Origin of the sequence: Dietzia massiliensis (genome assembly GCF_018390595.1) — a bacterium.
GTDB lineage: Bacteria > Actinomycetota > Actinomycetes > Mycobacteriales > Mycobacteriaceae > Dietzia > Dietzia massiliensis.
The window spans coordinates 12,402-35,671 of the sequence record NZ_JAHBAV010000020.1 but is presented as its reverse complement, the minus strand read 5'-3'; the positions used below and the strand labels follow the sequence as shown (position 1 = coordinate 35,671).

Annotated in this window: 29 protein-coding genes; 11 read left to right on the top strand and 18 right to left on the bottom strand. The window is 71.3% G+C overall.

From position 1 onward, the window contains the following. Positions 1 to 2 precede the first annotated feature (2 nt). The 3 genes from KHA85_RS07765 to KHA85_RS07755 all read right to left on the bottom strand — a co-directional run bounded on the left by KHA85_RS07765 (position 3) and on the right by KHA85_RS07755 (position 2,903). Complete coding sequence (locus tag KHA85_RS07765; protein WP_082904398.1) at positions 3 to 662, bottom strand: GNAT family N-acetyltransferase; 660 nt, start codon at positions 660 to 662, stop codon at positions 3 to 5. Positions 663 to 679: 17 nt separating this feature from the next. After that, positions 680 to 1,939: a molybdotransferase-like divisome protein Glp gene (glp, locus tag KHA85_RS07760; RefSeq protein ID WP_106384921.1), complete on the bottom strand. Its 1,260-nt coding sequence runs from the start codon at positions 1,937 to 1,939 to the stop codon at positions 680 to 682. Positions 1,940 to 2,003: 64 nt separating this feature from the next. After that, the gene (locus KHA85_RS07755) at positions 2,004 to 2,903 is read right to left on the bottom strand and encodes a UTP--glucose-1-phosphate uridylyltransferase (RefSeq protein ID WP_213185361.1); all 900 of its coding nucleotides are present in this window, start codon (positions 2,901 to 2,903) and stop codon (positions 2,004 to 2,006) included. A 65-nt stretch (positions 2,904 to 2,968) separates the two neighbouring features. Here KHA85_RS07755 and KHA85_RS07750 point away from each other — a divergent pair, with 65 nt between their 5' ends. The 6 genes from KHA85_RS07750 to mscL all read left to right on the top strand — a co-directional run bounded on the left by KHA85_RS07750 (position 2,969) and on the right by mscL (position 7,019). Next, the gene (locus tag KHA85_RS07750) at positions 2,969 to 3,595 is read left to right on the top strand and encodes a 5-formyltetrahydrofolate cyclo-ligase (RefSeq protein ID WP_213185360.1); all 627 of its coding nucleotides are present in this window, start codon (positions 2,969 to 2,971) and stop codon (positions 3,593 to 3,595) included. 37 nt (positions 3,596 to 3,632) lie between these two features. Beyond that, positions 3,633 to 4,019, top strand: coding sequence for an FmdB family zinc ribbon protein (locus KHA85_RS07745; protein WP_213185359.1), 387 nt, complete (start codon positions 3,633 to 3,635; stop codon positions 4,017 to 4,019). Between the two features lie 244 nt (positions 4,020 to 4,263). Further along, positions 4,264 to 4,719, top strand: a complete 456-nt coding sequence (locus tag KHA85_RS07740) for a hypothetical protein (RefSeq protein WP_182642409.1) — start codon at positions 4,264 to 4,266, stop codon at positions 4,717 to 4,719. Then, the gene (locus tag KHA85_RS07735; RefSeq protein ID WP_007632281.1) at positions 4,716 to 5,717 is read left to right on the top strand and encodes an IS3 family transposase; all 1,002 of its coding nucleotides are present in this window, start codon (positions 4,716 to 4,718) and stop codon (positions 5,715 to 5,717) included. Before KHA85_RS07740 ends, KHA85_RS07735 begins: the two co-directional genes overlap by 4 nt. A 302-nt stretch (positions 5,718 to 6,019) precedes the next feature. Then, on the top strand, positions 6,020 to 6,496 hold the full coding sequence (locus KHA85_RS07730; protein ID WP_213185358.1) for a hypothetical protein: 477 nt from the start codon (positions 6,020 to 6,022) through the stop codon (positions 6,494 to 6,496). Positions 6,497 to 6,590: 94 nt separating this feature from the next. Further along, the gene (mscL, locus tag KHA85_RS07725; RefSeq protein ID WP_213185357.1) at positions 6,591 to 7,019 is read left to right on the top strand and encodes a large conductance mechanosensitive channel protein MscL; all 429 of its coding nucleotides are present in this window, start codon (positions 6,591 to 6,593) and stop codon (positions 7,017 to 7,019) included. Between the two features lie 126 nt (positions 7,020 to 7,145). On the opposite strand, the gene KHA85_RS07720 is transcribed toward mscL, so the two are convergent. The 7 genes from KHA85_RS07720 to KHA85_RS07690 form a co-directional block, all read right to left on the bottom strand. After that, on the bottom strand, positions 7,146 to 7,358 hold the full coding sequence (locus KHA85_RS07720) for a hypothetical protein (RefSeq protein ID WP_213185356.1): 213 nt from the start codon (positions 7,356 to 7,358) through the stop codon (positions 7,146 to 7,148). Then, on the bottom strand, positions 7,355 to 7,930 hold the full coding sequence (locus KHA85_RS07715) for a MogA/MoaB family molybdenum cofactor biosynthesis protein (protein WP_061229037.1): 576 nt from the start codon (positions 7,928 to 7,930) through the stop codon (positions 7,355 to 7,357). Before KHA85_RS07715 ends, KHA85_RS07720 begins: the two co-directional genes overlap by 4 nt. Next, positions 7,927 to 9,018: a S1C family serine protease gene (locus KHA85_RS07710; RefSeq protein WP_308936891.1), complete on the bottom strand. Its 1,092-nt coding sequence runs from the start codon at positions 9,016 to 9,018 to the stop codon at positions 7,927 to 7,929. The genes KHA85_RS07715 and KHA85_RS07710 overlap by 4 nt, the downstream gene beginning before the upstream one ends. A 457-nt stretch (positions 9,019 to 9,475) precedes the next feature. Then, positions 9,476 to 10,852 carry a HAMP domain-containing sensor histidine kinase gene (locus tag KHA85_RS07705; protein WP_236885350.1) on the bottom strand — a complete coding sequence of 459 codons (1,377 nt, stop codon included), beginning with the start codon at positions 10,850 to 10,852 and terminating at the stop codon, positions 9,476 to 9,478. Between the two features lie 14 nt (positions 10,853 to 10,866). Beyond that, positions 10,867 to 11,550, bottom strand: coding sequence for a response regulator transcription factor (locus KHA85_RS07700; RefSeq protein WP_213185353.1), 684 nt, complete (start codon positions 11,548 to 11,550; stop codon positions 10,867 to 10,869). A 170-nt stretch (positions 11,551 to 11,720) separates the two neighbouring features. Next, entirely contained in the window at positions 11,721 to 11,891 is a 171-nt protein-coding gene (gene rpmF, locus KHA85_RS07695; protein ID WP_007632786.1) for a 50S ribosomal protein L32, read from the bottom strand. A gap of 53 nt (positions 11,892 to 11,944) precedes the next feature. Then, positions 11,945 to 12,205: a type B 50S ribosomal protein L31 gene (locus KHA85_RS07690; RefSeq protein ID WP_007632787.1), complete on the bottom strand. Its 261-nt coding sequence runs from the start codon at positions 12,203 to 12,205 to the stop codon at positions 11,945 to 11,947. A gap of 372 nt (positions 12,206 to 12,577) precedes the next feature. Here KHA85_RS07690 and rpmB point away from each other — a divergent pair, with 372 nt between their 5' ends. The 5 genes from rpmB (at position 12,578) to KHA85_RS07665 (ending at position 14,658) form a co-directional block, all read left to right on the top strand. Beyond that, on the top strand, positions 12,578 to 12,814 hold the full coding sequence (gene rpmB / locus KHA85_RS07685) for a 50S ribosomal protein L28 (RefSeq protein WP_007632788.1): 237 nt from the start codon (positions 12,578 to 12,580) through the stop codon (positions 12,812 to 12,814). 1 nt (position 12,815) lies between these two features. Further along, positions 12,816 to 12,980, top strand: a complete 165-nt coding sequence (gene rpmG, locus KHA85_RS07680) for a 50S ribosomal protein L33 (RefSeq protein ID WP_007632789.1) — start codon at positions 12,816 to 12,818, stop codon at positions 12,978 to 12,980. A 3-nt stretch (positions 12,981 to 12,983) separates the two neighbouring features. Further along, a complete protein-coding gene (gene rpsN / locus KHA85_RS07675) occupies positions 12,984 to 13,289 on the top strand; it encodes a 30S ribosomal protein S14 (protein ID WP_007632790.1) in 306 nt (101 codons plus the stop codon). 10 nt (positions 13,290 to 13,299) lie between these two features. Then, complete coding sequence (rpsR, locus tag KHA85_RS07670) at positions 13,300 to 13,557, top strand: 30S ribosomal protein S18 (protein WP_007632792.1); 258 nt, start codon at positions 13,300 to 13,302, stop codon at positions 13,555 to 13,557. 162 nt (positions 13,558 to 13,719) lie between these two features. Continuing rightward, positions 13,720 to 14,658, top strand: a complete 939-nt coding sequence (locus KHA85_RS07665) for an AEC family transporter (protein ID WP_213185352.1) — start codon at positions 13,720 to 13,722, stop codon at positions 14,656 to 14,658. A 32-nt stretch (positions 14,659 to 14,690) separates the two neighbouring features. On the opposite strand, the gene KHA85_RS07660 is transcribed toward KHA85_RS07665, so the two are convergent. The 8 genes from KHA85_RS07660 to KHA85_RS07625 form a co-directional block, all read right to left on the bottom strand. After that, the gene (locus tag KHA85_RS07660; protein WP_213185378.1) at positions 14,691 to 15,359 is read right to left on the bottom strand and encodes a CPBP family intramembrane glutamic endopeptidase; all 669 of its coding nucleotides are present in this window, start codon (positions 15,357 to 15,359) and stop codon (positions 14,691 to 14,693) included. Positions 15,360 to 15,484: 125 nt separating this feature from the next. Continuing rightward, complete coding sequence (locus tag KHA85_RS07655; RefSeq protein ID WP_213185351.1) at positions 15,485 to 16,168, bottom strand: 3-oxoacid CoA-transferase subunit B; 684 nt, start codon at positions 16,166 to 16,168, stop codon at positions 15,485 to 15,487. Beyond that, entirely contained in the window at positions 16,168 to 16,944 is a 777-nt protein-coding gene (locus tag KHA85_RS07650; protein ID WP_213185350.1) for a CoA transferase subunit A, read from the bottom strand. Before KHA85_RS07650 ends, KHA85_RS07655 begins: the two co-directional genes overlap by 1 nt. Positions 16,945 to 16,977: 33 nt before the next feature. Beyond that, a complete protein-coding gene (locus tag KHA85_RS07645) occupies positions 16,978 to 18,627 on the bottom strand; it encodes an AMP-binding protein (RefSeq protein ID WP_213185349.1) in 1,650 nt (549 codons plus the stop codon). 28 nt (positions 18,628 to 18,655) lie between these two features. Further along, positions 18,656 to 19,540: an HpcH/HpaI aldolase/citrate lyase family protein gene (locus tag KHA85_RS07640; protein WP_213185348.1), complete on the bottom strand. Its 885-nt coding sequence runs from the start codon at positions 19,538 to 19,540 to the stop codon at positions 18,656 to 18,658. After that, positions 19,537 to 20,037 carry a MaoC family dehydratase gene (locus KHA85_RS07635; protein WP_043568655.1) on the bottom strand — a complete coding sequence of 167 codons (501 nt, stop codon included), beginning with the start codon at positions 20,035 to 20,037 and terminating at the stop codon, positions 19,537 to 19,539. The genes KHA85_RS07640 and KHA85_RS07635 overlap by 4 nt, the downstream gene beginning before the upstream one ends. 2 nt (positions 20,038 to 20,039) lie before the next feature. Then, entirely contained in the window at positions 20,040 to 21,185 is a 1,146-nt protein-coding gene (locus KHA85_RS07630; protein ID WP_213185347.1) for an acyl-CoA dehydrogenase family protein, read from the bottom strand. Continuing rightward, positions 21,178 to 23,265 (bottom strand): acetyl/propionyl/methylcrotonyl-CoA carboxylase subunit alpha, encoded by a 2,088-nt coding sequence (locus KHA85_RS07625; protein ID WP_213185346.1) that lies wholly within the window; start codon positions 23,263 to 23,265, stop codon positions 21,178 to 21,180. The genes KHA85_RS07630 and KHA85_RS07625 overlap by 8 nt, the downstream gene beginning before the upstream one ends. Positions 23,266 to 23,270 lie beyond the last annotated feature (5 nt).

The window sequence follows — 23,270 nt, the reverse complement described above, 5'->3', positions numbered from 1 at the left end:
CCTCAGACGCGCCGGGCCCGGCCGGCCTCGACGAGCGCCGCCACCGCGCCCCGGCCGTGCTCCTCGCGGGTGCGGGCGACCAGGAGATGATCGCGCCACGCGCCGTCCACGTGGAGGTAGCGCCGCAGCAGCCCCTCCTCGCGGAATCCGCACCTCTCGAGCACCACGCGACTGGCCGTGTTCTCCGGCCGGACGGTCGCGTCCACGCGGTGCAAAGCACCCGGCCCCAGGGCGTGGTCCACGCCCAGCGCCAGCGCCGCGGTGGCCACCCCGCCGCCGACGAACGGGCGGCCGACCCAGTACCCGATCCACCCGGAGTGCAGGGCGCCGCGCACGATGCCGCCCACGGTGAGCTGCCCGCAGAAGCGGCCGTCGAGCTCGATGGCGGCGGGCAGGGTCGCCCCGGCGCGGGCGTAGCGCCGGAGCTGGGCGTGGATGGGCGGCCAGGCGCGCGCGGAGTTGTTCTCGTGCCACCGGCCCTCCACGGTCGGCTCCCACGGTTCGAGGTAGTCCCTCTCGAACAGCCGCAGCGACGACCAGTCGCGCGCGTCGCGCCGGCGGACCGGCCGCAGGGTGACCACGCCCGCGGGCACGCGCAGCGGCCCCGCCTGGAGGGGCCACCCGGGATGGGCGGCCGTGTCGGCGGTCAACGCGTCCCACACGCCGCTCACGCCCCGGCTCACCCCCGCTGGGCGAGGAACATCACGTCGACCTCGTCACCCGCCCTCACGGCGGTGACGCCGGGATCGATCACGACGAGGCAGTTGGCCTCCGCGAGCGACGCGAGCAGGTGGGTGGAAGACCCCTGGGCGCCGCCGAGAGCACGGACCAGGTACTCACCCGTGTCCGTGTCGCGCATGAGCTGGCCGCGCAGGTAACCCCGCCGCCCCTCGACCGACGAGATGGGTGCCACCGTGCGGGCGCGGACGGTGCGACGCATGGGCTGACGCTTGCCCAGCGCGATGCGGATGAGGGGCCGCACCATGATCTCGAACACCACCAGCGCGCTCACCGGGTTGGACGGCAGCAGGAAGGTGGGGACCTCGTCGCGACCGAGCCGGCCGAAGCCCTGCACCGACCCGGGGTGCATGGCGACGCGGTTGACCTCGATCTGCCCGAGCTCGGCCATGACCTGGCGGATCCGGGTGGTGGCCTCTCCCCCGGCGGCGCCGGAGACCACGACGAGTTCACTGCGGACGAGCTGACCCTCGAGCACCTCGCGCAGTCGTGACGGCTCGGTGCTGGCGATGCCCACCCGGTGGACGTCGGCACCGGCGTCACGGCCGGCGGCGGTGAGGGCGTAGGAGTTGACGTCGTAGACCTGCCCGGTGCCGGGTCGGCCGTCGACGTCCACGAGTTCGTCGCCCACGGAGATGACCGACATCCGCGGCTTGGGGTGCACGAGCACCTTGGCGCGGCCGACGGAGGCGAGAAGGCCGACCTGGGCGGGACCGATGATGCTGCCGGCGCGGACGGCCACGTCGCCGGGCTGGACGTCGTCGCCGATGCGGCGGACGTAGTCACCGGTGCGGACGGTGCGGGTCGGGACGATCTGTCGGCCGTCGGGGGTGGCCCAGCCCACCGGCAGGACGGCGTCGGCGAGGGTCGGGAGCGGCGCCCCGGTGTCGACGCGCACGGTCTGGCCGGGCTGCAGACGGATGGGCTGGCGGGAGCCGGCGGAGATCTGGCCCACCACGGGCAGGGCCACGGGGCCGTCCGGCGCGTCACCGCCCCGGTCGCCGGGGCCGTCGGGCCGGACGTCGACGCTACGCACCGCGTAGCCGTCGATCGCGGCCTGGTCGAACGACGGGAGCGGGCGCTCGGCCACGACCTCCTCGGCGCACAGCAGACCCTGCGCCTCGGAGATCGCCACGCGCACGGGGCGCGGGGCGACCGCGGCCGCCGTCACCAGAGCCAGCTGTTCCTCGACGGAGCGCACCAGGTGCTCCTTTCCCGTACCCGTCACCCGCGCGAGCGGACCCGCCTCACCAGTGGAAAAGGGGTTACGACCCCAGTCGGCCCGAGAGCCACTCTCGGAGGTCGTCCGCGTACGCCGGGTTGTCCAGCGCGAAGTCCACGCACGCTTTGATGTAGCCGCCGGGGTTGCCCAGGTCGTGGCGGGTGCCGTCGTGGACCACCACGTGCACGGGGTGGCCCTCGTCGATGAGCAGGTCGATCGCGTCGGTGATTTGGATCTCCCCGCCGGCGCCCGGCTCGGTACGGCGCAGCGCGTCGAAGATCGCGCGGTCGAGCACGTACCGCCCGGCCGCGGCGAGGTTGGAGGGCGCGTCCTCGGCGGCCGGCTTCTCGACCATGCCGAGCACCTTCTTCACCGACGGGTCGTCGGTGTCCTCCACCTCGAACACGCCGTAGGAGGAGACGTTGTCCGGGTCCACCTCGAACGCGCACAGCACGCTGCCGCCGCGCTCGGCGCGGACGGCGTTCATCTGTCCGAGGATCCCGAACGGCAGGACCAGGTCGTCCGGCAGCAGCACCGCCACGGCCTGCTCCTCGTCGCCGAGCACCGACTCGACCTGCGCGATCGCGTGTCCCAGCCCCAGGGGCTCGTCCTGGCGGACGTCGACGACCTCGATGAGCCCCGGCGCGCGCTGGACCTTGTGCAGCAGGACGTCCTTGCCGCGGTCCTCGAGCGTGCCCTCGAGCACGGAGTCCTCGGCGAAGTGCGCCATCACGCCGACCTTGCGCTCGGAGGTGACGATCGCGAGCCGCCCGGCCCCCGCCTCGGTGGCCTCCTCGGCGATGAGTTCGATCCCCGGCGTGTCCACGACGGGCAGGAGCTCCTTGGGCACCGTCTTGGTGGCGGGCAGGAACCGGGTCCCGAGACCGGCCGCCGGGACGACGGCGGTCCGGAACTGCGGCGCGGGTGAGGTGTCGGACGTCATGGCGACCACCTTAGACCGCGTACCCGGCACCCACGTGTGACGCCACGCGCGGCAGACTGTGGCTCATGTCGCAGGACGACCCCGACGTCGGCGCGGGGCCCACCACCGACGCGGCCGTCAAGGCACGGTTGCGCCGGGAGGTCCTCGCGCGCCGCGCTGCCGTGCCCGCGACGGTGCGCGTCCGGCGGGACCGGGCGATTCTCGACCACCTGGCGGGGATCGTCACCGCGGGGATGGTCGTCTGTGCGTACGTGCCCGACGACGACGAGGCCGGCGGACGGGGTCTGCCGGAGGAGCTGGCGCGCCGCGGTGCGCGGGTACTGCTGCCCGTCTCCCCGGCGCGCGGCCCGGTGGAGTGGGCTGCGTACGCCGGGCCGGCGGATCTGGTCCGGGGCCGGTTCGGCATCCTCGTGCCGTCGGCGCCGCCGGAGGGCCCGGAGCGCATCGCCGACGCCGATCTCGTCCTGGTGCCCGCCGTGGCCGTCGATCGCTCCGGGACGCGGATCGGGCGGGGCGGCGGCTACTACGACCGCTCGCTCGCACTGGCCGGTCCCCGCACCCGACTCCTCGCGCTGGCCGACACGGAGAACGTCCTCGAGCACATCCCCGCCGAGGCCCACGACCGCCCCGTACACGGCGTGATCACGCCGGACGGGGTTCTCGACTTCGGAACTTGGCACTCGCCGGAGTAGAGTGCCAACCACAATCCGATACGTCTCGGGAGGCCAGATGCCCACCTACTCCTACCGGTGCCGCGACTGCGACGTCGCCTTCGACATCCAGCAGTCCTTCGACGAGGACTCGCTGACGGTCTGCCCGCAGTGCAACGGCGGCCTGCGCAAGCTCTTCAACACGGTCGGTGTCGTCTTCAAGGGCTCCGGCTTCTACCGCACGGACAGCCGCGGCGCCGGCGAGGGCGGCTCGTCCGGGTCGGGTTCCTCGGGCGGCTCCTCGAACGGCAGCTCCTCGAACGGCGGCTCCTCTAACGGCTCGTCGAGCGGCGGTTCCTCGTCGACCGGGTCCTCGGGGTCGGGGTCCGGTTCCGGCTCGAGCGCCACGGCCGGTGCCGGCTCCTCCTCGGGCTCGTCCAGCTCGTCGTCGTCCTCGTCGTCGTAACCGGCCTGGCGCCTCGCTCCCGCGCCGGCGCACCCGCAACGCAGCCGCCCCCGGGCATGGCGCCTCGCCCCTGCACCTGCGCACCCGGAGCGCAGCCGCTCCCGGGCATGGCGCCTCGCTCCCCCGCCTGCGCACCCCGCAACGCGGCCGCTCCCGGGCATGTCGCCTCGCCCGCTCTTCGCGTTCTTTGCCAGCCTGATCGTGAGACAGGTTCGTGAGGGGCGTGGGGATCGGAGTTTGGACGATGATTAGTACGCCGATTGGGACTACGGCGTCGGGAGGGCGATCGTTTTCGGTCGCGTTCCGGATTGAATTCCTGCAGGCATGGGACGAGTGTGAGGCCCATGGCGACAAGGCTCGGCTACTGCGGGAGCACAACCTCGCTCGGGGGACGGTCAAGCGGTGGCTCAATGCCAGGGCTCGGGGCGAGTTCGATGCGTCGTTGCAGGCTGCGGAGGTCAAGATGGGCAGGCGACAACAACACAATGAGGATCGCTCGGAGGTGATCCGGCTGCGTCGGCAGGTCGAGCAGCTCGAGCAGAAGGTCAAAAACGCCGAGGCGGCGCAGGAGATCATGGGAAAAGCATTCGAGCTCTTGGACGGGATCACCAAGAGCTCGACGGGACCGGATGCGCAGATCCCACCGACGCTGATGAGCGCGGCCGAGTATCAGGCCTGGCTCGAGCGCAAAAAGTTGTGATCTGCCAGCTGATCCACGACCTCAAGCAGCAGGCCGCCATGACCGTGACCCGGGCCTGCGCACTCGCCGGGATGCCACGGCCCACGTTCTACCGGATCTCCCGCGGCTACCAGCACTACCAGCCCGTGGACGAGCCGGTGCCGCACCGCCAGCGCCGGCAGCCGGCCGCGTTGACCGACGCCGAGAAAGAGCAGGTCGTCGACGCACTGTGCGACCCGGCGATGGAGGATCGGTCGGTGGTGCAGGCGTACTGGTCCACCCTGGACGAGGGCAAGATCGCCTGCTCGCAGCGCAGCTTCTATCGCGTGGCCAACGAGCTTGAGCTGGTCGGGGACCGCCGGCGGGGCAGGCACTGCGGCACCTCTGCCGCCCGCGTCAAGCCCGCCGCGGCCGCCGGTGCGCCGGGGGATCTGTGGACGTGGGACATCACCCTGCTGCCCGGGCCCCGGCGCAGCTTCTTCCGGCTGTACCTGGCGATCGATGTCTACTCCCGCTACCCGGTGGCCTGGCGGGTCGAACCTGACGAGACCGCCACCAAGGCCACCGAGATGTTCCTGGACGCCTTCGACCGGCACGGCGCTCCGGCCCTGCTGCACGCCGACAACGGGGCCGCGATGCGCTCCAACGAGCTCGCCGCAGCACTGGAGGCCGTGGCGGTGCAACGCTCGTTCTCCCGGCCGCGGGTCTCCAACGACAACCCGTTCTCCGAGTCACTGTTCAAGACCATCAAGTACGACCTGGACCACCCGGCCCGGTTCGACTCGATCGAGCACGCCAGACGCTGGACCAGCGAGTTCCTGCACCGCTACGCCACCGAGCACCACCACAGCGCCCTAGGCTATTACACCCCCTGGCAGGTCTTCACCGGCACCGCCGAGCAGGTCAGGGCAACCCGCCAACAGACCCTGGACCGAGCAGCAACCCTGCATCCCGTCAGATACTCGCAACCACCGAAAGCACCAGCACTACCCACCACCACTGGCATCAACCTGTCTTAAACCAGGTTGACAACTTCCGTTCGGGGTGGGCGAGACGCCATGGCGGGGAGCGGCTGTGTTCGCGACGTTCTGCATCAGAAGTCCGCTACCCACCTGCCCCGGGCTCGTAGCCCCGCTGCTTCCCGACCCGACGGTCGTGACGGGGCGTTTCTCCACACCCCCGTCCGCCTCCACAGGTCTCTCGCGTGGACGCTCGCGGCGCGGCCGTCGCCCGGAGCCTGCGGCTACGGTCTGACCGACACCGCCGGGCGACGGCGGCATCGCTGTTCGCGCCGCGGGCGCGCCGACCGACGGGGGACCCCATGCGCCGCACCATCGCCTCGGTGACCACGCCCGGGCGGTGGCGGCGGCGACGCACGGCCCGGATGGCTCTCGCGGCTGCGCTCGTGGTGGCAGCACCGTTCGTCGGACGGTCCGATCCCGCGGAGACCCCCGGTCCCCCGCCCGACGTCGCCGCCGCGGTCACCGCTGCCCCCGGCGGCGGCCCGGCGCGACCTGTGCGGGTGGTACCCGTCGCCCTCGCCGACCCCGCCGTGGCCGACCTGCTGAAGCCCGGAGACCTTGTGGACCTCGTCTCCACGATCGACGCCGACGCCCACGACCCCGGTGCTCACGCCGCTGCGGCCGATCTCGTCGTCGCGCGGGCGGCCCGGGTGCGCGATACCCCGGCCGGACGGTCGGGCGCCCGGTCCGTGCTGGTCGAAGTCCCCGAGGAGCTCGCCTCCCACCTCGCCGCGACGGCCGCCACGAGCCCACTGGCCGTCGTGGTGCACGGCTGAGCCGCCGCGCGCGGGTATTCCACGGTGGCGTGTCCTGCTGATATCGTCCGTGCCGATTCGGCAGTACGGTGACTACATCTGACAGGGGCGAGCGATGCTCAAGGGTTTCCGCGACTTCGTCATGCAGGGCAACGTGATCGACCTGGCCGTGGCCGTCGTGATCGGCACCGCCTTCGCGTCCATCGTCGACGCGTTCACCAGCGCGATCATCAACCCGCTCATCGCTCTGCTCGGCGGGGACAAGGAGATCGGCTTCGCCGTGCAGCTCCTGGAGAACAACCCCGAGACGCTGATGGACTTCGGGGCGCTCATCTCGGCGGTCATCAACTTCCTGCTCATCGCCGCCATCATCTACTTCGTGCTGGTGGGCCCCATGAACAAGATGAAGGAGGCCGCCGCTCGCCGGAAGGGCATCGAGGCCCCCGCCACGGATAACGAACTCCTCGTGGAGATTCGTGACCTGCTCGCCGGGCGGCCGCTCGCCCACCCCTCCGACCCCGAGAGTCCGGCCAACGAGTCCTGACGGCGCCGCCCCGGCGGTGGAGCGGTGGAGCCTTGAGGGACACAGCCAGCAGCGGCCGCCGGCCCTGTAGACGATGTGGCGGGCGCTGCCGGAGCGGCGGACGAGGTCGGTCGCGGAGGGACGGGCTCAGTCGTGGTGAGGCGGGCGTTGCTCGCGCCACCAGTTGTCCCGGAGTCGGGTGTCGCTCCCGCGCGCCTCGTCCGAGGTGGTCTCCGGCAGCGTGTCGCCGAACACCTCGTCGATGCGCCTGCGGTCCGCGGCGCGGCGGTCGGCGCTCCCGGGAGTGGTCCCCCGGGTGCCGGCCCGCCGATCGCCGTCGGAGTCCCGCGCGCCGGTCACAGACCGTCGAAGCCCGACAGCTGCGCGACCACGTATGACACGAGCGGGCACAGCGTGGCCATCCCGTCGCGGATGGCGGCCCGGCTCGGCGCGAGGTTCGCGACCACCGTGCTGCCGGAGACGCCCACGTGCCCGCGGGAGACGATCGAGTCGACGGCTCCCGCGGTGAGGCCGGATGAGCGGATGGCCTCGGCGATGCCGGGCAGTCGCTGGTCGAGGATCTCCTCGGTGACTTCCGGCGTGATGTCGCGGGGGCCGACGCCGGTCCCGCCGATGGTGACGACGAAGTCGAACCCGCCGACGACCGCGGTCTCGAGCGCCTTGCGGACCTCCGACTCGTCGGCCGCCACGCCGACGACGCCGCCCACGAGGAAGCCCTCCTCCTCGAGCAGCTCGGTGACCAGTGGACCGATGAAGTCCTCCCGCTCCGGCATCCGGTCCGTGACCACCACGACCATCGCACGGCCGGCGATCGCCGGCTCCGGCGGCTCTACGGCCGTCGGGTCGAAGTCCACGTTCGTGGGGAGCTTGCGGCCTCCGGGCAGGGCCCTCGGATCGAATCTGGTGCTCATCTGGCCTCTCCCAGTGCAACGTCGACGGTGTTCGGCGGTTCGCCCTCACGAGAAGCATAGGTGACGGACACCGTCTCCCCCGGAGCGCGGGACCGGATCGCCGCGACGAGCGCGTCACCGTTCTCGATGAGCCGCTCGCCCACGCGCGTGACGATGGCGCCCTCCTCGATGCCCGCGCGGTCCGCCGGGCCGCCCGGCTCGACCGACCGCACCAGCGCGCCGTCTCCGGCCGGGGAGTCACTCACCGTCACCCCGAGCACCGCCCGGGTGGCGAATCCCTGCTTGATGATCTGATCGGCGATCCGGCGAGCCTGGTCCACCGGGATCGCGAAACCCAGCCCGATCGAGCCCGAGTTACCCGAGCCCAGCGACGCGATGGCCGAGTTGATGCCGATCAGCTCGCCGTTCATGTTCACCAGGGCGCCACCGGAGTTACCGGGGTTCACCGCGGCATCGGTCTGGATTGCGTCGATCACCGTGCTCTGATCGGACTGCGCGCCACCGGCCCGCACCGGGCGCTCCAGTGCCGAGACGATGCCGGTCGTGACAGTCCCGGACAGCCCGAGCGGCGAGCCGATGGCGGCCACGGCCTGCCCCTCGTTCAGGTTGGCGGACGTACCGAGCGCGACCGGCGTCAGCGGGCGGGGCGCCTCGGCCTTGATGACCGCGATGTCCGTCGCGGGGTCGGTGCCCACGATGCTCGCGGGTGCCTTGGAGCCGTCATCGAAGCGCACCTGGATGGAGCCGCCGGCGGTGGCCATCGCGATCACGTGGTTGTTGGTGATGATGAGCCCGTCCGCGGTGAGCACGACCCCGGACCCCTCACCCCGCCCGGTCTGAGAGCGCACGTCGATCGAGACGACGCTCGGCAGTACCTTGTCGGCGACCGCCTCGACCGTGCCGTCCGGCGCCTGGCTTACCGGCTGGGTGGCGCTGATCGGCGAGGACAGCCCCTCTCCCGATCCACCGGCCACCGTCGCGCCGATCCAGCCGCCGAGTCCGCCCGAGACGAGCATCGCGGCCACGATGCCGGCCACGACGAGCCCCTTACCGGCCTTGCGCGACGCCGACCCGGGCTCGCCGCCCACGGGCTCCGGTCCGCCAGGGAAGGCTGCGCCCGTCGGCGCTCCCGGTCCCGCGGGGCCCGCCTGACCCGGCTGCGGCTGCTGCGGAGGGAACGCTGCGGTGGCGCGGGCGTCGTCGCCCCACCCCTGAGGAGGACCAGCCGCTCCGGCCGGGCCAGCCTGTCCGCCGGGTTCGGTTGGACGCTGCTCTCCGTACGGGTACCGGCCGGGATACGGGCCGCGGCCCGCGTACGGGTTCTGTCCCGCTGGCCACTGAGGGGATTTGCCGAGGCCTGCGGCCGATCCGGCCGCCCATTCGTCTCCGGGGCCCCGGTCGCCCGGGCCCCGACCGTTCTCGTTCTCCATGTCCCCCATCATCCCTGACCGCGCTGTGCGTCCGCTGAACCGCGCTGTGCGTCCGCTGAAACCCACCCGGGCCGGACGCCCAGCTCTGGGCGGGCAGCGAAGGCACCGGCGCCCGTCAGTTGGGGAACTGCTCACTGCCGGGGATGGTGAGGCGCACCTGCGCGCCACCGCCCTCGGCGTCACCGATCTCCACGGTCCCGCCGTGTCGGGTCGTCACCTGGCGGACGATCGCCAGACCCAGACCGGAGCCCGGCATGCCGCGGGCCTCGCGGGACCGGTGGAACCTCTCGAACACGAGCTCCCTGTCCTCCTCGGGTATACCGGGGCCCTCGTCCGAGACCGTCAGCTCCATCACCGCGTCGGACACGGGCCGCATCCGCACGGTCACGGTGCCGCCGGCGGGACTCCATTTGGCCGCGTTGTCGCAGACGTTTAGCACCGCGCGCTCGATGCCCGCCGAATCGCCGAACGAGTACCAGGGAGTCAACTCGACGTCGAACTCCACGTCGTGCCGTCGGCGGCGCACCCGCTCGAGTGCCCGCTCGACGGCCTCGGACACGGCGACCGGCTCCAGCTCGACCTCGCCGGAATCCTCGCGGGCGAGCTCGACGAGATCCCCGACCAGCTGGCTGAGCTCGGAGATCTGCCCGATGACGTCCTCCTCGAGGGAGTTCCTGTCCGCGTCGGGGATCGACGGCGCCCCCGGGCGGCTGGCGGCGATGAGCAGTTCGACGTTGGTCCGGAGACTCGTGAGCGGGGTCTTGAGTTCGTGCCCGGCGTCCGCCACGAGGCGCGCCTGGCGCTCGCGGCTCTCCCCCAGCGCGACGAGCATCTGGTTGAAGCTGCTGGTGAGACGCGCGATCTCGTCGTCACCGGCCACGGGGATGGGCCGTAGGTCGTCCGTCCGTGCGATGCGCTCCACCGCCCGGGTCAGGCGGGCGACCGGCGCGAGCCCGGTCCGACCGACAGCCGTTCCCGCCACCGCGGCCAGCGCGATCCCCGCAGCGCCGACCAGGGTGAGCACGATCGCCAGACGGTTGAGGGCCGCCCTCGTGGGGCCGAGGTCCTGCGCGAGGATGAGCGTGGACCCGTCCCGGACCCCGACCGCGTAGATCTGCTTGCCGCTCGACGTGCGCAGGCTCGACTCGGACTCCCCGCGCACGACGGAGATCTCCGGACCGCCGATCTGGAACGGTTCGCCGGTCGCGGTACGTACGCCCGACGGCGCCACGATCTGCGCGTCCAGGTTCGGATTGAACGCCCGGAGCGCGATGAGGGTGCTGCGGGACTGCAGCGCGAACTCGGACGCCAGCTGACTGTTCACCAACTGATCGGCCTGCTGCTTCAGCCGACTGTTGACGTCGCTGTACATCGACCCCGACACGACGAAGTACGCCGCGACGGCCATCAGGGCCACCGCGACCCCCACCGAGCTCGCGGCCAGCAGCGTGACCCGCTGGTGCAGCGAGATCGGGGCGGTTCTCGTCCGCATCGCGCGGGCCGGCACTACGGCGTCTCGCGCAGCACGTATCCCACACCGCGGACGGTGTGGATCAACCGGCTCTCGCCCTCACCTTCCGTCTTGCGGCGCAGGTAGCCGATGTAGACCTCGAGCGCGTTACCCGACGTCGGGAAGTCGTAGCCCCACACCTCCTCGAGGATGTGGCTGCGGGTCAGCACCCGACGCGGGTGGTGCATGAGCAGTTCCAGCAGGGAGAACTCGGTGCGGGTGAGCTGGATACGACGCTCGCCCCGGCTGACCTCACGGGTCGCCAGATCCATGCGCAGGTCCTCGAACTCCAGGACCTCGTCGACGTCCTCGGCGTCGGGACCGCGACGACGCAGCAGGGCGCGCAGGCGGGCCAGGAGCTCCTCGAGCGCGAAGGGCTTGGGCAGGTAGTCGTCGGCGCCGGCGTCCAGGCCGGCGACACGCTCGGAGACCGCGTCCCGCGCGGTGAGAATGAGCACGGGGAGATCGTCGCCGCGGCTGCGCAGGATCCGGCAGACCTCGAGGCCGTCGCGACGCGGCATCATGACGTCGAGGATCACGGCATCCGGCCGGTCGGCGTCGACCCTCTCGATCGCCTCGACCCCGTCACCCGCCAACTCGACGTCGTACCCGTTGAACGTGAGGGAACGCCGGAGCGATTCGCGTACGGCCTGGTCGTCGTCCACCACGAGGATCTTCATAGAGGAAAGTCTGGCCCACCCGGCTGAAACCCGGCTGAGGAAGCCTCAGGCAGGTGGTTACACGCCGACGAGCCCGGCAGGTCCGTGGGGACCTGCCGGGCTCGTGACCGGCGTGTGCGTGCGGCGCTTGTCAGCGCCGCAGTACTCGACTGACAGCGCTCAGGGGCGACTCAGCGGTCGAGGTCGATCAGGCCGAGCTTGGCGGCCTTGACCAGCCGACGCGGCAGCGCAACGGGGCGGCCGTCGATCTTGGTCTCCTGGAGGGCGACGTTGTCGGCCTTCCACTGCGAGCGGCGGGAGTGGGTGTTGGCGCGCGAGAGGCGGCGCTTGGGAACTGCCATGGTTATCGTCCTCGGGGTCTAGGAGGTGTACTGGGGCGCGGACGCCCCGCGTCTCACTTGGCGCGACGGGCGCGGTTGCCGTAGCGGCGCTGGAACTTCTCGACGCGGCCGGCGGTGTCCATGACGCGCTGCGCACCGGTCCAGAAGGGGTGCGACTCGCTGGTCACGTCCACGACGATGAGCGGGTAGGTCTGACCGTCCTCCCACTCCACCGTGCGGGAGCTCGTCGCGGTGGAACGGGTGAGGAACTTGGTGCCCGTGCCCGAGTCCTGGAAGACCACCGGGTGGTAGTCGGGGTGGATGTCGTTCTTCATACTGGATCCCTCTAGCTCGGTAGAAGTCTGTGGGTCTGGCGCTCGCCCCGGCAGGGGCGCGCAAGTGCCAGTGGCCGAACCGGGGATTCCGGTGTCAGCACACGCATCGAAAGATCGTACCCGTAGGATGGCCGGGCACCCAATTCGAGCGTCACGCGATGACGTCTCCGGGCGCCGAATGTGGCGCTGACGTGCCGATTACCGTTTCGCGCGGTCGGGCCGTAAACTAGACCATCGCTGTTGTCTGCACGTTTGCTATCGCCCCTCACGGTGTTCGCGACGTGGCGGTACGCCCCCGCACGGCCCAGGCCGTGTCGGGACGTGGACCCCGCCGCGCGCCACCGATGGACGGGGCGGAAGGAGAACCACGCCATGTCGGCGCATTGCCAGGTAACGGGACGGAAGCCGGGTTTCGGCAAGTCCGTCTCGCACTCACACCGCAGGACCAACCGTCGCTGGAACCCGAACATCCAGCGTCGTAGCTACTTCCTGCCCTCGGAGGGTCGTCGCGTCACGCTGACCGTCTCCACCAAGGGCATCAAGACCATCGACCGCGATGGCATCGAGGCCGTCGTGGCCCGCATCCGTGCCCGTGGGGAGAAGATCTGAGATGGCCCGTAACGACATCCGCCCCATCATCAAGCTGAAGTCCACGGCCGGTACCGGGTACACCTACGTGACCCGCAAGAACCGTCGCAACAACCCGGACCGCATCGTCCTCAAGAAGTTCGACCCGGTCGTCCGTAAGCACGTCGAATTCCGAGAGGAGCGCTGACCCGTGGCCAAGAAGTCCAAGATCGCGCGCAACGAGCAGCGCAAGGCCAAGGTCGCCCGGTTCGCCGAGCGCCGCGCCGAGCTTAAGGCAATCATCAAGAACCCGGAGACCACGGACGAGGCCCGTCTCGAGGCCCAGACCGCTCTCAACAAGATGCCGCGTGACGCCTCGCCCGTGCGGGTGCGCAACCGCGACGTCGCCGACGGCCGCCCCCGCGGCTACATCCGCAAGTTCGGCCTCTCCCGCGTCCGCATGCGCGAGATGGCCCACCGGGGCGAGCTCCCCGGTGTCACGAAGTCGAGCTGGTGAGTAGGTAACCATGGCTAAAGCACGTAGCACCCCGTCCAAGAAGATCCGTGCCCAGGAGGGCCGTCGACCCAAGAAGAACCCGCTGAAGGTCGCGGGTATCGAGACGGTCGACTACAAGGACGTCAACACCCTCCGCACGTTCATCTCCGACCGCGGCAAGATCCGTTCGCGCCGCGTCACCGGCCTCACGCCGCAGCAGCAGCGTCAGGTCGCCGTCGCGGTCAAGAACGCCCGCGAGATGGCCCTGCTGCCGTTCACCAGCCGCTGAGTCACCGCTCGGCGCGGTCGAACCGAACCGCCCGTCCCGCCCGCGGCGTCTAGCCGCCGACCGGACAACAGCAACCCGATCGGGGTCGTGTCTCCTCTTCGAGAAGGAGCGCACGACCCCGATCGGCGTTACCGCCCGTCCCCCTGATCCAGGAGTCCGCCAGTGTCCGGCGTCCTCAACGGCTTCGCCGTCATCGTCGCGCTCGTCGCGCTGGGCTGGCTGCTCGCCCGGACCCTCGTCCTCGGCACGGACGCTCGCCTGGTGCTCAACCGGCTCGTCTTCTCCGTGGCGACGCCGGCGCTGTTGTTCGACTCCCTCGCCCGCACCACCCTCGACCAGGTGTTCACCGGCGTGTTCGTGGTGTCGGCGGTCTCGGCGATCATCATCGCCGTCCTCTATATGGCGATAGCCCGCCTCTGGCTGAGACGCCCGGCCGCCGACCTGGTGGTGGGCGCGCTGTCCGCCGGCTACGTCAACTCGGCCAACCTCGGCATCCCGATCGCCCTGTACGTCCTCGGCGACCTGGGTTTCGTCATGCCGCTGCTGCTCTTCCAGGTGGTGGTGCTGCAGCCGATCGCCATCGCGGTGCTGGAGCGGTCCGCCCGCGCGGAGGGCGCGGACAGCGGGGGCGGCGCTCTCGGCGCGCTCCTGCAGTCGGTGCGGACGCCCATCGTTCTGGCCGCGCTCGCCGGCGTCATCGTGGCCGCGCTGCCCTGGACACCGTCCGATTCCCTCCTGGAGCCGGTGCACCTCGTCGGCCAGATCTCCGTGCCCGGCGCCCTGCTGGTGTTCGGGATGTCGCTCTACGGCGTCAAGGTCCTCGAGGCCGGCGCCTCCCCGCGCCGGGAGATCTTCCTCGCGAGCGCGCTCAAACTCGTCGCCCACCCGGTGCTCGCGTACGCGATCGGTGCCTGGATGCTGGGCATGCGGGACCACGAACTCCTCACCGTCGTCGTCGCGGCCGCGCTCCCCACCGCGCAGAACGTGCTGGTGGTGGCCACCCGCTACGGCCACGGGACGCTGCTGGCCCGCGACTCCGCGGTGCTGACGACCCTCGGCGCCCTGCCCGTCCTGCTGCTCGTCTCCGCGCTCCTGGCCTGACGGCGCCCGCCGCGATCAGGCGCCCACCGCGATCAGGCGGCGCCGGCCGCGGCCAGCACCCCGGCGAACACGGTCGCGTTGTTCACGCCGTGCAGTACCATCCCGGGCACGATCGAGCGGTACCACTCCGACATCGCGCACAGGGAGATCCCCACGACGAGCAGGTACGGCAGCGCGGGCGGCACCATGTGTACGACCGCGAAGAGCGCCCCCGCGAGCGTGATGCCGGCGCCGGCCCGCAGCCTAGCTCGCACGGCGGGCAGCACGACGCCGCGGAAGACGACCTCCTCCGCGATGGGGACGAGCACGGCCACGGTGAGCAGTCCGAGCACCGCGAACACGGGTCCGCCGGCGATGAAGTCCGCGATCGCGTTCCCGCCGGGGTCGTCAGCCTCGTCCGGCCAGGCGCCGACCGGGAGGAGCACGAGCATCGACACGGCGACGCCGGCGGCCATCACCGCCGGGATCTGCCACGCCAGGTGCCACGGCGAGCGGTCCGGCCGCCGCAGTCCCACGTCCGCCCAGGTGAGTCCCCGGCGTCGGAGGAGATGGACCCGCACCGCGCCGAGTGCGGCCGCCGCGGTGCCGGCCAGGACGACGAGGGCGAGGCTCGCGGGCTCGGGTCGGCCGGCGCCCGTGGCGCGCACGGCGAGGAGTCCGAGGATGACGACGACGACGAGGACCGCCACGTACCCGAGCACCCACGCCAACGCCGACAGCGCCGCCCGGCCGCGGACCGGTGTGGTCCACAGTCCGGGGGCGCCGTGGCCGCGTGGGGCACGTCCGGGCGGGGGCCCGGTATGCGGTGGCCGGTGCGGTGGCGTCGTCACTTCAGGTGGTCGGCCACCCGGAACGGGGCGTCGGTGGCGGCGGTGATCTGCTCGAGGGTCACGCCGTCGACCAGTTCGATGAGCGTGAGCCCGTCGGCGTCGCGGTCGAAGACACCGAGTTCGGTGATGATCCGGTCGACACAGCCCAGGCCGGTGAGCGGGAGCGTGATCTCGGAGACGATCTTCGACGAGCCGTTCTTGGCGACCTGGTCCATGACCACGACGATGCGACGGGCGCCCACCACGAGGTCCATGGCGCCGCCCATGCCCTTGACCATCGCGCCGGGCACCATCCAGTTGGCGATGTCGCCGGCCGGGTTGACCTCCATCGCCCCGAGGATCGCGACGTCGATCTTGCCGGAGCGGATCATTCCGAAGCTCGTCGCGGAGTCGAAGATCGCGGACCCGGGCAGGGTCGTCACGGTCTCCTTGCCTGCGTTGATGAGGTCGGGGTCGACGTGGTCGGGGTGCGGGTACGGGCCGATGCCCAGCAGCCCGTTCTCGGACTGCAGGGTCACGGTCACCCCCTCGGGCACGTAGTTCGGCACCAGGGTCGGCAGGCCGATCCCGAGGTTGACGTACTGGCCGTCCTCCAGCTCCAGGGCCGCGCGGGCGGCCATGGCCTTGCGGTCCCGGCCCAGCCGGGCGGGGGTGGACCCGGGCGTGGCGGCGGTGCTCATCAGCGCTGTCCTTCCGACGGCGGGTTGGTGGTCATCTTCTCGATCCACTTGGTCTGCGCGACCTGCTCGGGGGTCAGCTCGACCAACCGGTGGACGAAGATCCCGGGCAGGTGGATGTCGTCGGGCGCGAGCTCGCCCACCTCGACGACCTCCTCGGCCTCGACGATGCACACGCGCCCGGCCATCGCGGCGAGCGGCGAGAAGTTGCGGGCGGTGAGGTTGAACCGCAGGTTGCCGCTGCGATCGGCCACCGCGGCCCGCACCAGCGAGTAGTCCGCCTCGATCGCCTGCTCGAGCACGTACGTCTCGCCGCGGATCTCGCGGGTCTCCTTGGGCGGGGAGGCCACCGCCACGCCGCCGTCGGAGTCGTACTTCCACGGCATGCCGCCGTCGGCGACGAACGTCCCCACGCCCGTGCGGGTGAAGAACGCCCCGATCCCCGAGCCGCCGGCACGCATCCGCTCGGCCAACGTCCCCTGCGGGGTGAGCTCCACCTCGAGCTCACCGGCCAGGTACTGCCGGGCGAACTCCTTGTTCTCCCCCACGTAGGAGGAGACGATCCGCCGCAGCTTGCCGGACTCCAACAGGATCCCCAGACCCTTGCCGTCGACGCCGGCGTTGTTGGAGAACACCTCGAAGTCCCCCACGTCACGCGCGGCAAGCGCCTCGATGACAATCTGCGGGATCCCGCACAGGCCGAACCCGCCGGCGGCGATCGACGCCCCGTCGGGGATGTCCGCGACGGCCTCCGCCGCGGTCATGAGTTTGCTGGACATTCACGCACTCCTTGGGTGAGTCGGGCGGGGCCGTCAGGCCATACCGAGGATCTCGACGGCGGTCTTGCGCATGTCGACCTTGCGGACCTTGCCGGTGACGGTCATGGGGAACTCGTCCACGACGTGGACGTACTTGGGGATCTTGTGCCGCGCGAGCTTGCCGGTGGCGAACTCGCGGACCTCCTCGGCGGTGAGGTCGTCGCGGCCCGGCTTGAGCCGGACCCACGCCATGAGTTCCTCGCCGTACTTGGGGTCGGGCACACCGATCACCTGGGCGTCGAGGATGTCCGGGTGGGTGTAGAGGAACTCCTCCACCTCGCGCGGGTAGATGTTCTCGCCGCCCCGGATCACCATGTCCTTGATGCGGCCGGTGATCTTCACGTACCCGTCGGCGTCCATCTCCCCGATGTCGCCGGTGTGCATCCACCCCGCCTCGTCGATGGCCTCGGCCGTCTTGTCGGGCTGTTCCCAGTACCCGAGCATGACGCTGTAGCCCCGGGTGCAGAACTCGCCGGCCTCCCCGCGCGGCAGCGTCTCCCCGGTCGAGGGGTCGATGATCTTGATCTCCAGGTGCGGGCCGACCCGGCCCACGGTGGACACCCGGCGGTCGAGCGAGTCGTCGGCGCGGGTCTGCGTGGACACCGGCGAGGTCTCGGTCATGCCGTAGCAGATCGACACCTCCTCCATGTTCATCCGGTCGATCACCTGGCGCATGGTGGCCTCCGGGCACGGCGAGCCGGCCATGATGCCGGTGCGCAGCGCCGACAGGTCGTAGGAGTCGAAGTCCTCGAGCGCGAGCTCGGCGATGAACATCGTCGGCACGCCGTACAGGCTCGTGCACTTCTCCTGCTCCACCGCCTTCAGCGAGGCGACCGGGTCGAACGCGGGGGCCGGGATGACCATGCACGATCCGTGGGTGGTGCACGCGAGATTGCCCATCACCATGCCGAAGCAGTGGTAGAAGGGCACCGGGATGCACACCCGGTCGACCTCCGAGTAGTTGATGAGCTCACCGACGAAGTACCCGTTGTTGAGGATGTTCGAGTGGGAGAGCGTCGCCCCCTTGGGGAACCCCGTCGTGCCGGACGTGTACTGGATGTTGATCGGGTCGTGGTTCGTGAGCCCCGCCCGGATCTCCGCGAGGACGTCGGCGTCGGTGGGACCGGAGACCATCGACTCCCACTCCTCGTCGCCGAAGAGCACCACCAGCTCGAGGTCCGGGCAGTTCGGCTGCACCTGCGCGAGCATCCCGGTGTAGTCCGAGTCCTTGAACTGCGGCGCCGCGATCACGGCCTTGATCCCGGCCTGCTTGAGGACGAACTCGAGCTCGTGGACGCGGTAGGACGGGTTGATGTTGACCAGCACCGCGCCGATCTCGGCGGTGGCGTACTGGACCATCACCCACTCCCACCGGTTGGGCGACCAGATCCCCACCCGGTCCCCGGCGCGGATCCCGAGACGGTGCAGGCCCGAGGCGAGCCGGCGCACGTCGGCGAGGAACTCGCTGTAGGTCCAGCGCCGGCCGGCCTGCACGTCGACGAGCGCGTCGCGGTCGCCGAACCTCTCGACGGTCGCCGCGAGGTTCTCGGGGATCGTCTGGGTGAGGAGAGGGACGTCGGTCTCCCCGCGCGTATGCGACAGCGCGGGGTCGAGTGGGGTGGAATCGAGACTTGAGGTGGTCATCTCGGTGCTCCTCGGGGGCGGGGCCGGATCAGGCCCGGGGGGTTGTCACTTCGGTGGCGGCGGCCGCGCGACGCATCGTCGCCTCGGCCTGGCGGAAGACGGGACCGTCGACCATGCGACCGTCCAGCTGGAACACGCCCTGGTTGTGCTCCGCGGCGGCGAGTACCTTCCGGGCCCAGGCCACCTCGTCGTCGTCGGGCGCGTAGGCCTGTCGCACCACCGCCACCTGGGACGGATGGATGCAGGCGGTACCCACGAACCCCAGCGCGACGGCGTCGAGGGCCTCGGCGCGCTGACCGGCCTCGTCGGCGATGTCGAGGTGGACGGAGTCCACCGCCCACCGACCGAACGCGGCCGCGGCGAGCGCGACCCGCGCGCGGGCGTGACGCGGCACGTCGCGGTACTCGCCCGCCACGCGGGGGCCGCCCGCCTCGGCGGTCGAGAAGCGGCTGGTCGAGCCGCCCATCGCGGCGAGCAGGTCCTCGGCGCCCCACATCATCCCGGTGCACCCGGGCGCGGAGGCGATCTCCTCGGCGCGGACCACGCCGAGCGGCGTCTCCACGAGCGCGAGGACCGCCGCCCCGGTCGCGGTGTGAACGTCGGTCAGTTGCGCGGCCGACTCGCTCTTGGCGAGCATGACGCAGCGGTACGCGGTCCCGGCGACGGCCTCGAGGTCGGCCGCGTGGTCCTCGGTGCCCACCGGGTTGACGCGCACGATCGTGCGCTCGGGATCCAGCGCCGAGGCCCGCAGCGCGTCCCGGGCCGCCGGGCGGTCGGCCGGCGCGACGGCGTCCTCGAGGTCGAGGATCACCACGTCCGCCCGGTCGGCGGCCTTGCCGTAGCGCTCCGGCCGGTCGGCCGGGCAGAACAGCAGCGCGGGCCCGGGCGGGATCCAGGTCGGGGCGGGGGTCATGCCGTTCCCTCCCCCGCCGGCCGCTTGCGCACGAGGGTCTTGCGGACCGCGCGCGCCACGATGTCGCCGTGCTGGTTGCGGCCGATGTGCTCGAGCGTGACGATGCCCTCGCCCGGCCGCGACTTCGACTCGCGCTTATCCGTGCAGACGGTCTCCGCGTACAGCGTGTCGCCGTGCAGCACCGGCTTGGGGAAGCTCACCTCGGAGAAGCCGAGGTTCGCCACGATCGTGCCCTGCGTGAGCTGCGCGACCGACAGGCCGACCAGCGTGGACAGCGTGTGCATGGAGTTCATGAGCCGCTCCCCGCCGAAGCCGGGCTGTTCGGCCGCCCACGCCGCGTCCAGGTGGAGCGCCTGCGTGTTCATGGTCAGCGTGGTGAACAGGACGTTGTCCGCCTCGGTCATCGTGCGGCCCGGGCGGTGCAGGTAGGCGGTGCCCACCTCGTACTCCTCGAACCACAGACCGCGCTGGACGACCTCTTTTCGCTGCTCGGTCATCGTCACAACCCCAGACCGCGCGCGATGAGCATGAGCTGCACCTCGGTGGTGCCCTCGCCGATCTCGAGGATCTTCGAGTCGCGGTAGTGCCGCGCCACGGGGTACTCGTTCATGAAGCCGTAACCGCCGTGGATCTGCGTGGCGTCGCGGGCGTTGTCCATGGCCGCCTCCGAGGCGACCATCTTGGCGATGGCGGCCTCCTTCTTGAAAGGCTTGCCGGCCAGCATGAGGCGCGCGGCGTCGTGGTAGGCGCAGCGGGCCGTGTGGGCGCGGGCCTCCATGCGGGCGATCTTGAACGAGATGGCCTGGAACTCGCCGATCTTGCGGCCCATCGACTCGCGCTCACGCGCGTACTTCACCGACTCGTCGACGCAGCCCTGCGCAGCGCCCGTGGCCACGGCCGCGATCGCGATGCGGCCCTCGTCGAGGATGGACAGGAAGTTCGCGTACCCGCGGCCCTCCTCGCCGAGCAGGTTCTCCACCGGCACGCGGGCGTCGGCGAACGTCAGCGGGTGGGTGTCCGAGGAGTTCCAGCCGACCTTGTCGTAGGCCGGCTCGGCGGTGAAGCCGGGGGTGCCGGCCGGGACGATGATCGTCGAGATGGCCTTCTTGCCGTTGTCCCGCGTGCCGGTCACGGCTGTCACGGTGACCAGCGACGTGATGTCGGTCCCCGAGTTGGTGATGAACTGCTTGTTGCCGTTGATCACCCACTCGTCGCCGTCCCGCTTGGCGGTGGTCTTGGTGGCGCCGGCGTCCGATCCCGCGCCGGGCTCGGTGAGGCCGAACCCGGCCAGCTTCCGGCCGGCGGCCAGGTCGGGCAGCCACTTCTCGCGCTGCTCGTCGGTGCCGAAGTGGTAGATCGGCATGGCGCCCAGTCCCACGCCGGCCTCGAGGGTCATGGCCGTGGACTGGTCCACGCGGCCCAGTTCCTCCAGGGCCAGCGCCAACGCGAAGTAGTCGCCGCCCATCCCGCCGAACTCCTCGGGGAAGGGCAGGCCGAACAGGCCCATCTCGCCCATCTGGGCCACGACCTCGTACGGGAAGGTGTGATTGCGGTCGTGCTCGGCGGAGGCCGGGGCGACCACCTTGTCGGCGAAGTCGGCGACCGTCGACTTGAGGTCCGCGTAGTGCTCTTCCAACTCAGGCATCGCCTGCTCCTTCGGATTCATCAGTGGAGGGGTGGGGCTCGACGGTCGCGAGCAGATGGTCGGCGGGCACCTGCTCGCCGGTGCCGACGTGCACCCGGACCACGCCGTCGATCGGCGCGGTGAGCGAGTGCTCCATCTTCATGGCCTCGACGGCCAGGATGTTCTGCCCGGCCGTGACCTCGTCGCCGTCGGAGACGAAGCAGGCGATCACGGAACCGGGCATGGGGCTGAGGATCTGGCCGTCCGCCGCGCCGCCGTCGTGGATGCGCGAGTCGATGAGCGGCAGCAGCCGCAGGTCCCACGTGCCGCCGTCGCCGGCCACCCAGAACGTGTCCGACGCCTTCGGGTCACGCGAGCGCACGACGGTCCACCGCTGCTGCGTGCCGTCGACCGTCAGCCTCAGGGAGGCGCCGTCCCGCGCGACCCGGGCGTGATGGCGGGCCGCGACCCTCGGCTCCTCGGTGGATCCGATGGTCGCGTCGGTGATGGTCACCTCGGCGTCGTCGGGCGTGCCCTTCAGGCCCACGGTGACGGCCTCGGAACCGGCCCCGGAATCGAGCCGCGTCCACACCTCCGCCCGGCCGCCGATCCGCCAGCCGTTGGGCACGTCCCACGGACCGCGGCGCCGCGCGGGCACCCGGGACCACCGATCCTCGGTCCGGTGCATCGCCACGGCGACCAGCGCGCCCTCGGGCGCCGGGGTGGCGACGTAGTCGTCGACCGACCGGTCGAGCAGCCCCGTGTCGAGGTCCCCCGCGATCACCTCGGGGCGGGAGAGCAGGAAGCGGCAGAAGTCGACGTTCGTCCGCAGGCCCAGCACGTGGGTCCCGGCCAGCGCCGCGTCGAGCCGCGCCAGCGCCTCGGCCCGGTCGGCCCCGTGGGCGATGACCTTCCCGAGCATGGGGTCGTAGTCACTGCCCACGACCGTGCCGACCCGCAGCCCGGAGTCCACGCGGATCCCGTCCCCGGACGGCTCCTCGAGGCCGAGCACCGTGCCGCCGGTGGGCAGGAAGCCCCTCGCCGGGTCCTCGGCGTACACGCGCGCCTCGATCGCGTGTCCCGTAAGGGTGATGTCGGACTGGCGCAGCGTCAGCTCCTCGCCCGCGGCGATGCGCACCTGCCAATCGACGAGGTCCACGCCGGTGACCATCTCGGTGACCGGGTGCTCGACCTGGAGGCGGGTGTTCATCTCCATGAAGAAGAACTCGTCCGGGGCGTGGGCCGAGACGATGAACTCGACCGTGCCCGCGCCCACGTAACCCACCGACCGCGCCGCGTCACACGCCGCCTGACCGATCCGCTCGCGGGTCGCCTCGTCGAGCAACGCGCTGGGCGCCTCCTCGATGACCTTCTGGTGGCGCCGCTGCAGCGAGCACTCGCGCTCACCCAGATGGATGACGTTGCCGTGGGTGTCCGCTAGGACCTGCACCTCGATGTGGCGCGGGGTGTCGACGAACCGCTCGAGGAACAGGGTGTCGTCGCCGAACGCGCCCGCGGACTCCCGCCGGGCGGACTCGAGCGCGGCCGGCAGCTCGGCGGGATCGGAGACGCGGCGCATCCCCTTGCCGCCCCCACCCGCAGAGGGCTTCACGAGGACCGGGTAGCCGACCTCCTCCGCGCCCGCGATGAGCTCGTCGTCGGTCAGTCCCGGCCTGGAGATCCCCGGCACGGTGGGCACGTCGCGCTCGGACACCGCCGCCTTGGCGGTGATCTTGTCACCCATGGTCTCGATCGCCGACGCCGGCGGCCCGATGAAGATCAGGCCCGCCTCGTCGAGCGCGCGCGCGAACCGCGCGTTCTCCGACAGGAAGCCGTACCCCGGGTGAACCGCCTGCGCACCGGTGCGGCGGCAGGCGTCGATGACCTTGTCGATGTCGAGGTAGGACTGAGTGGCCTGCGCCGGTCCCAGGCGGACCGCGGCGTCGGCCATACGCACGTGCAGCGCGTCGGCGTCGGCATCGGAGTAGACGGCGACCGAACGGATCCCGGCCGCCCGCAGCGAGCGGATCACGCGGCACGCGATCTCGCCGCGGTTGGCCACCAGGACGGTGTGGAGTTTCTGTGACAGTTTCTCTGACATGGCGC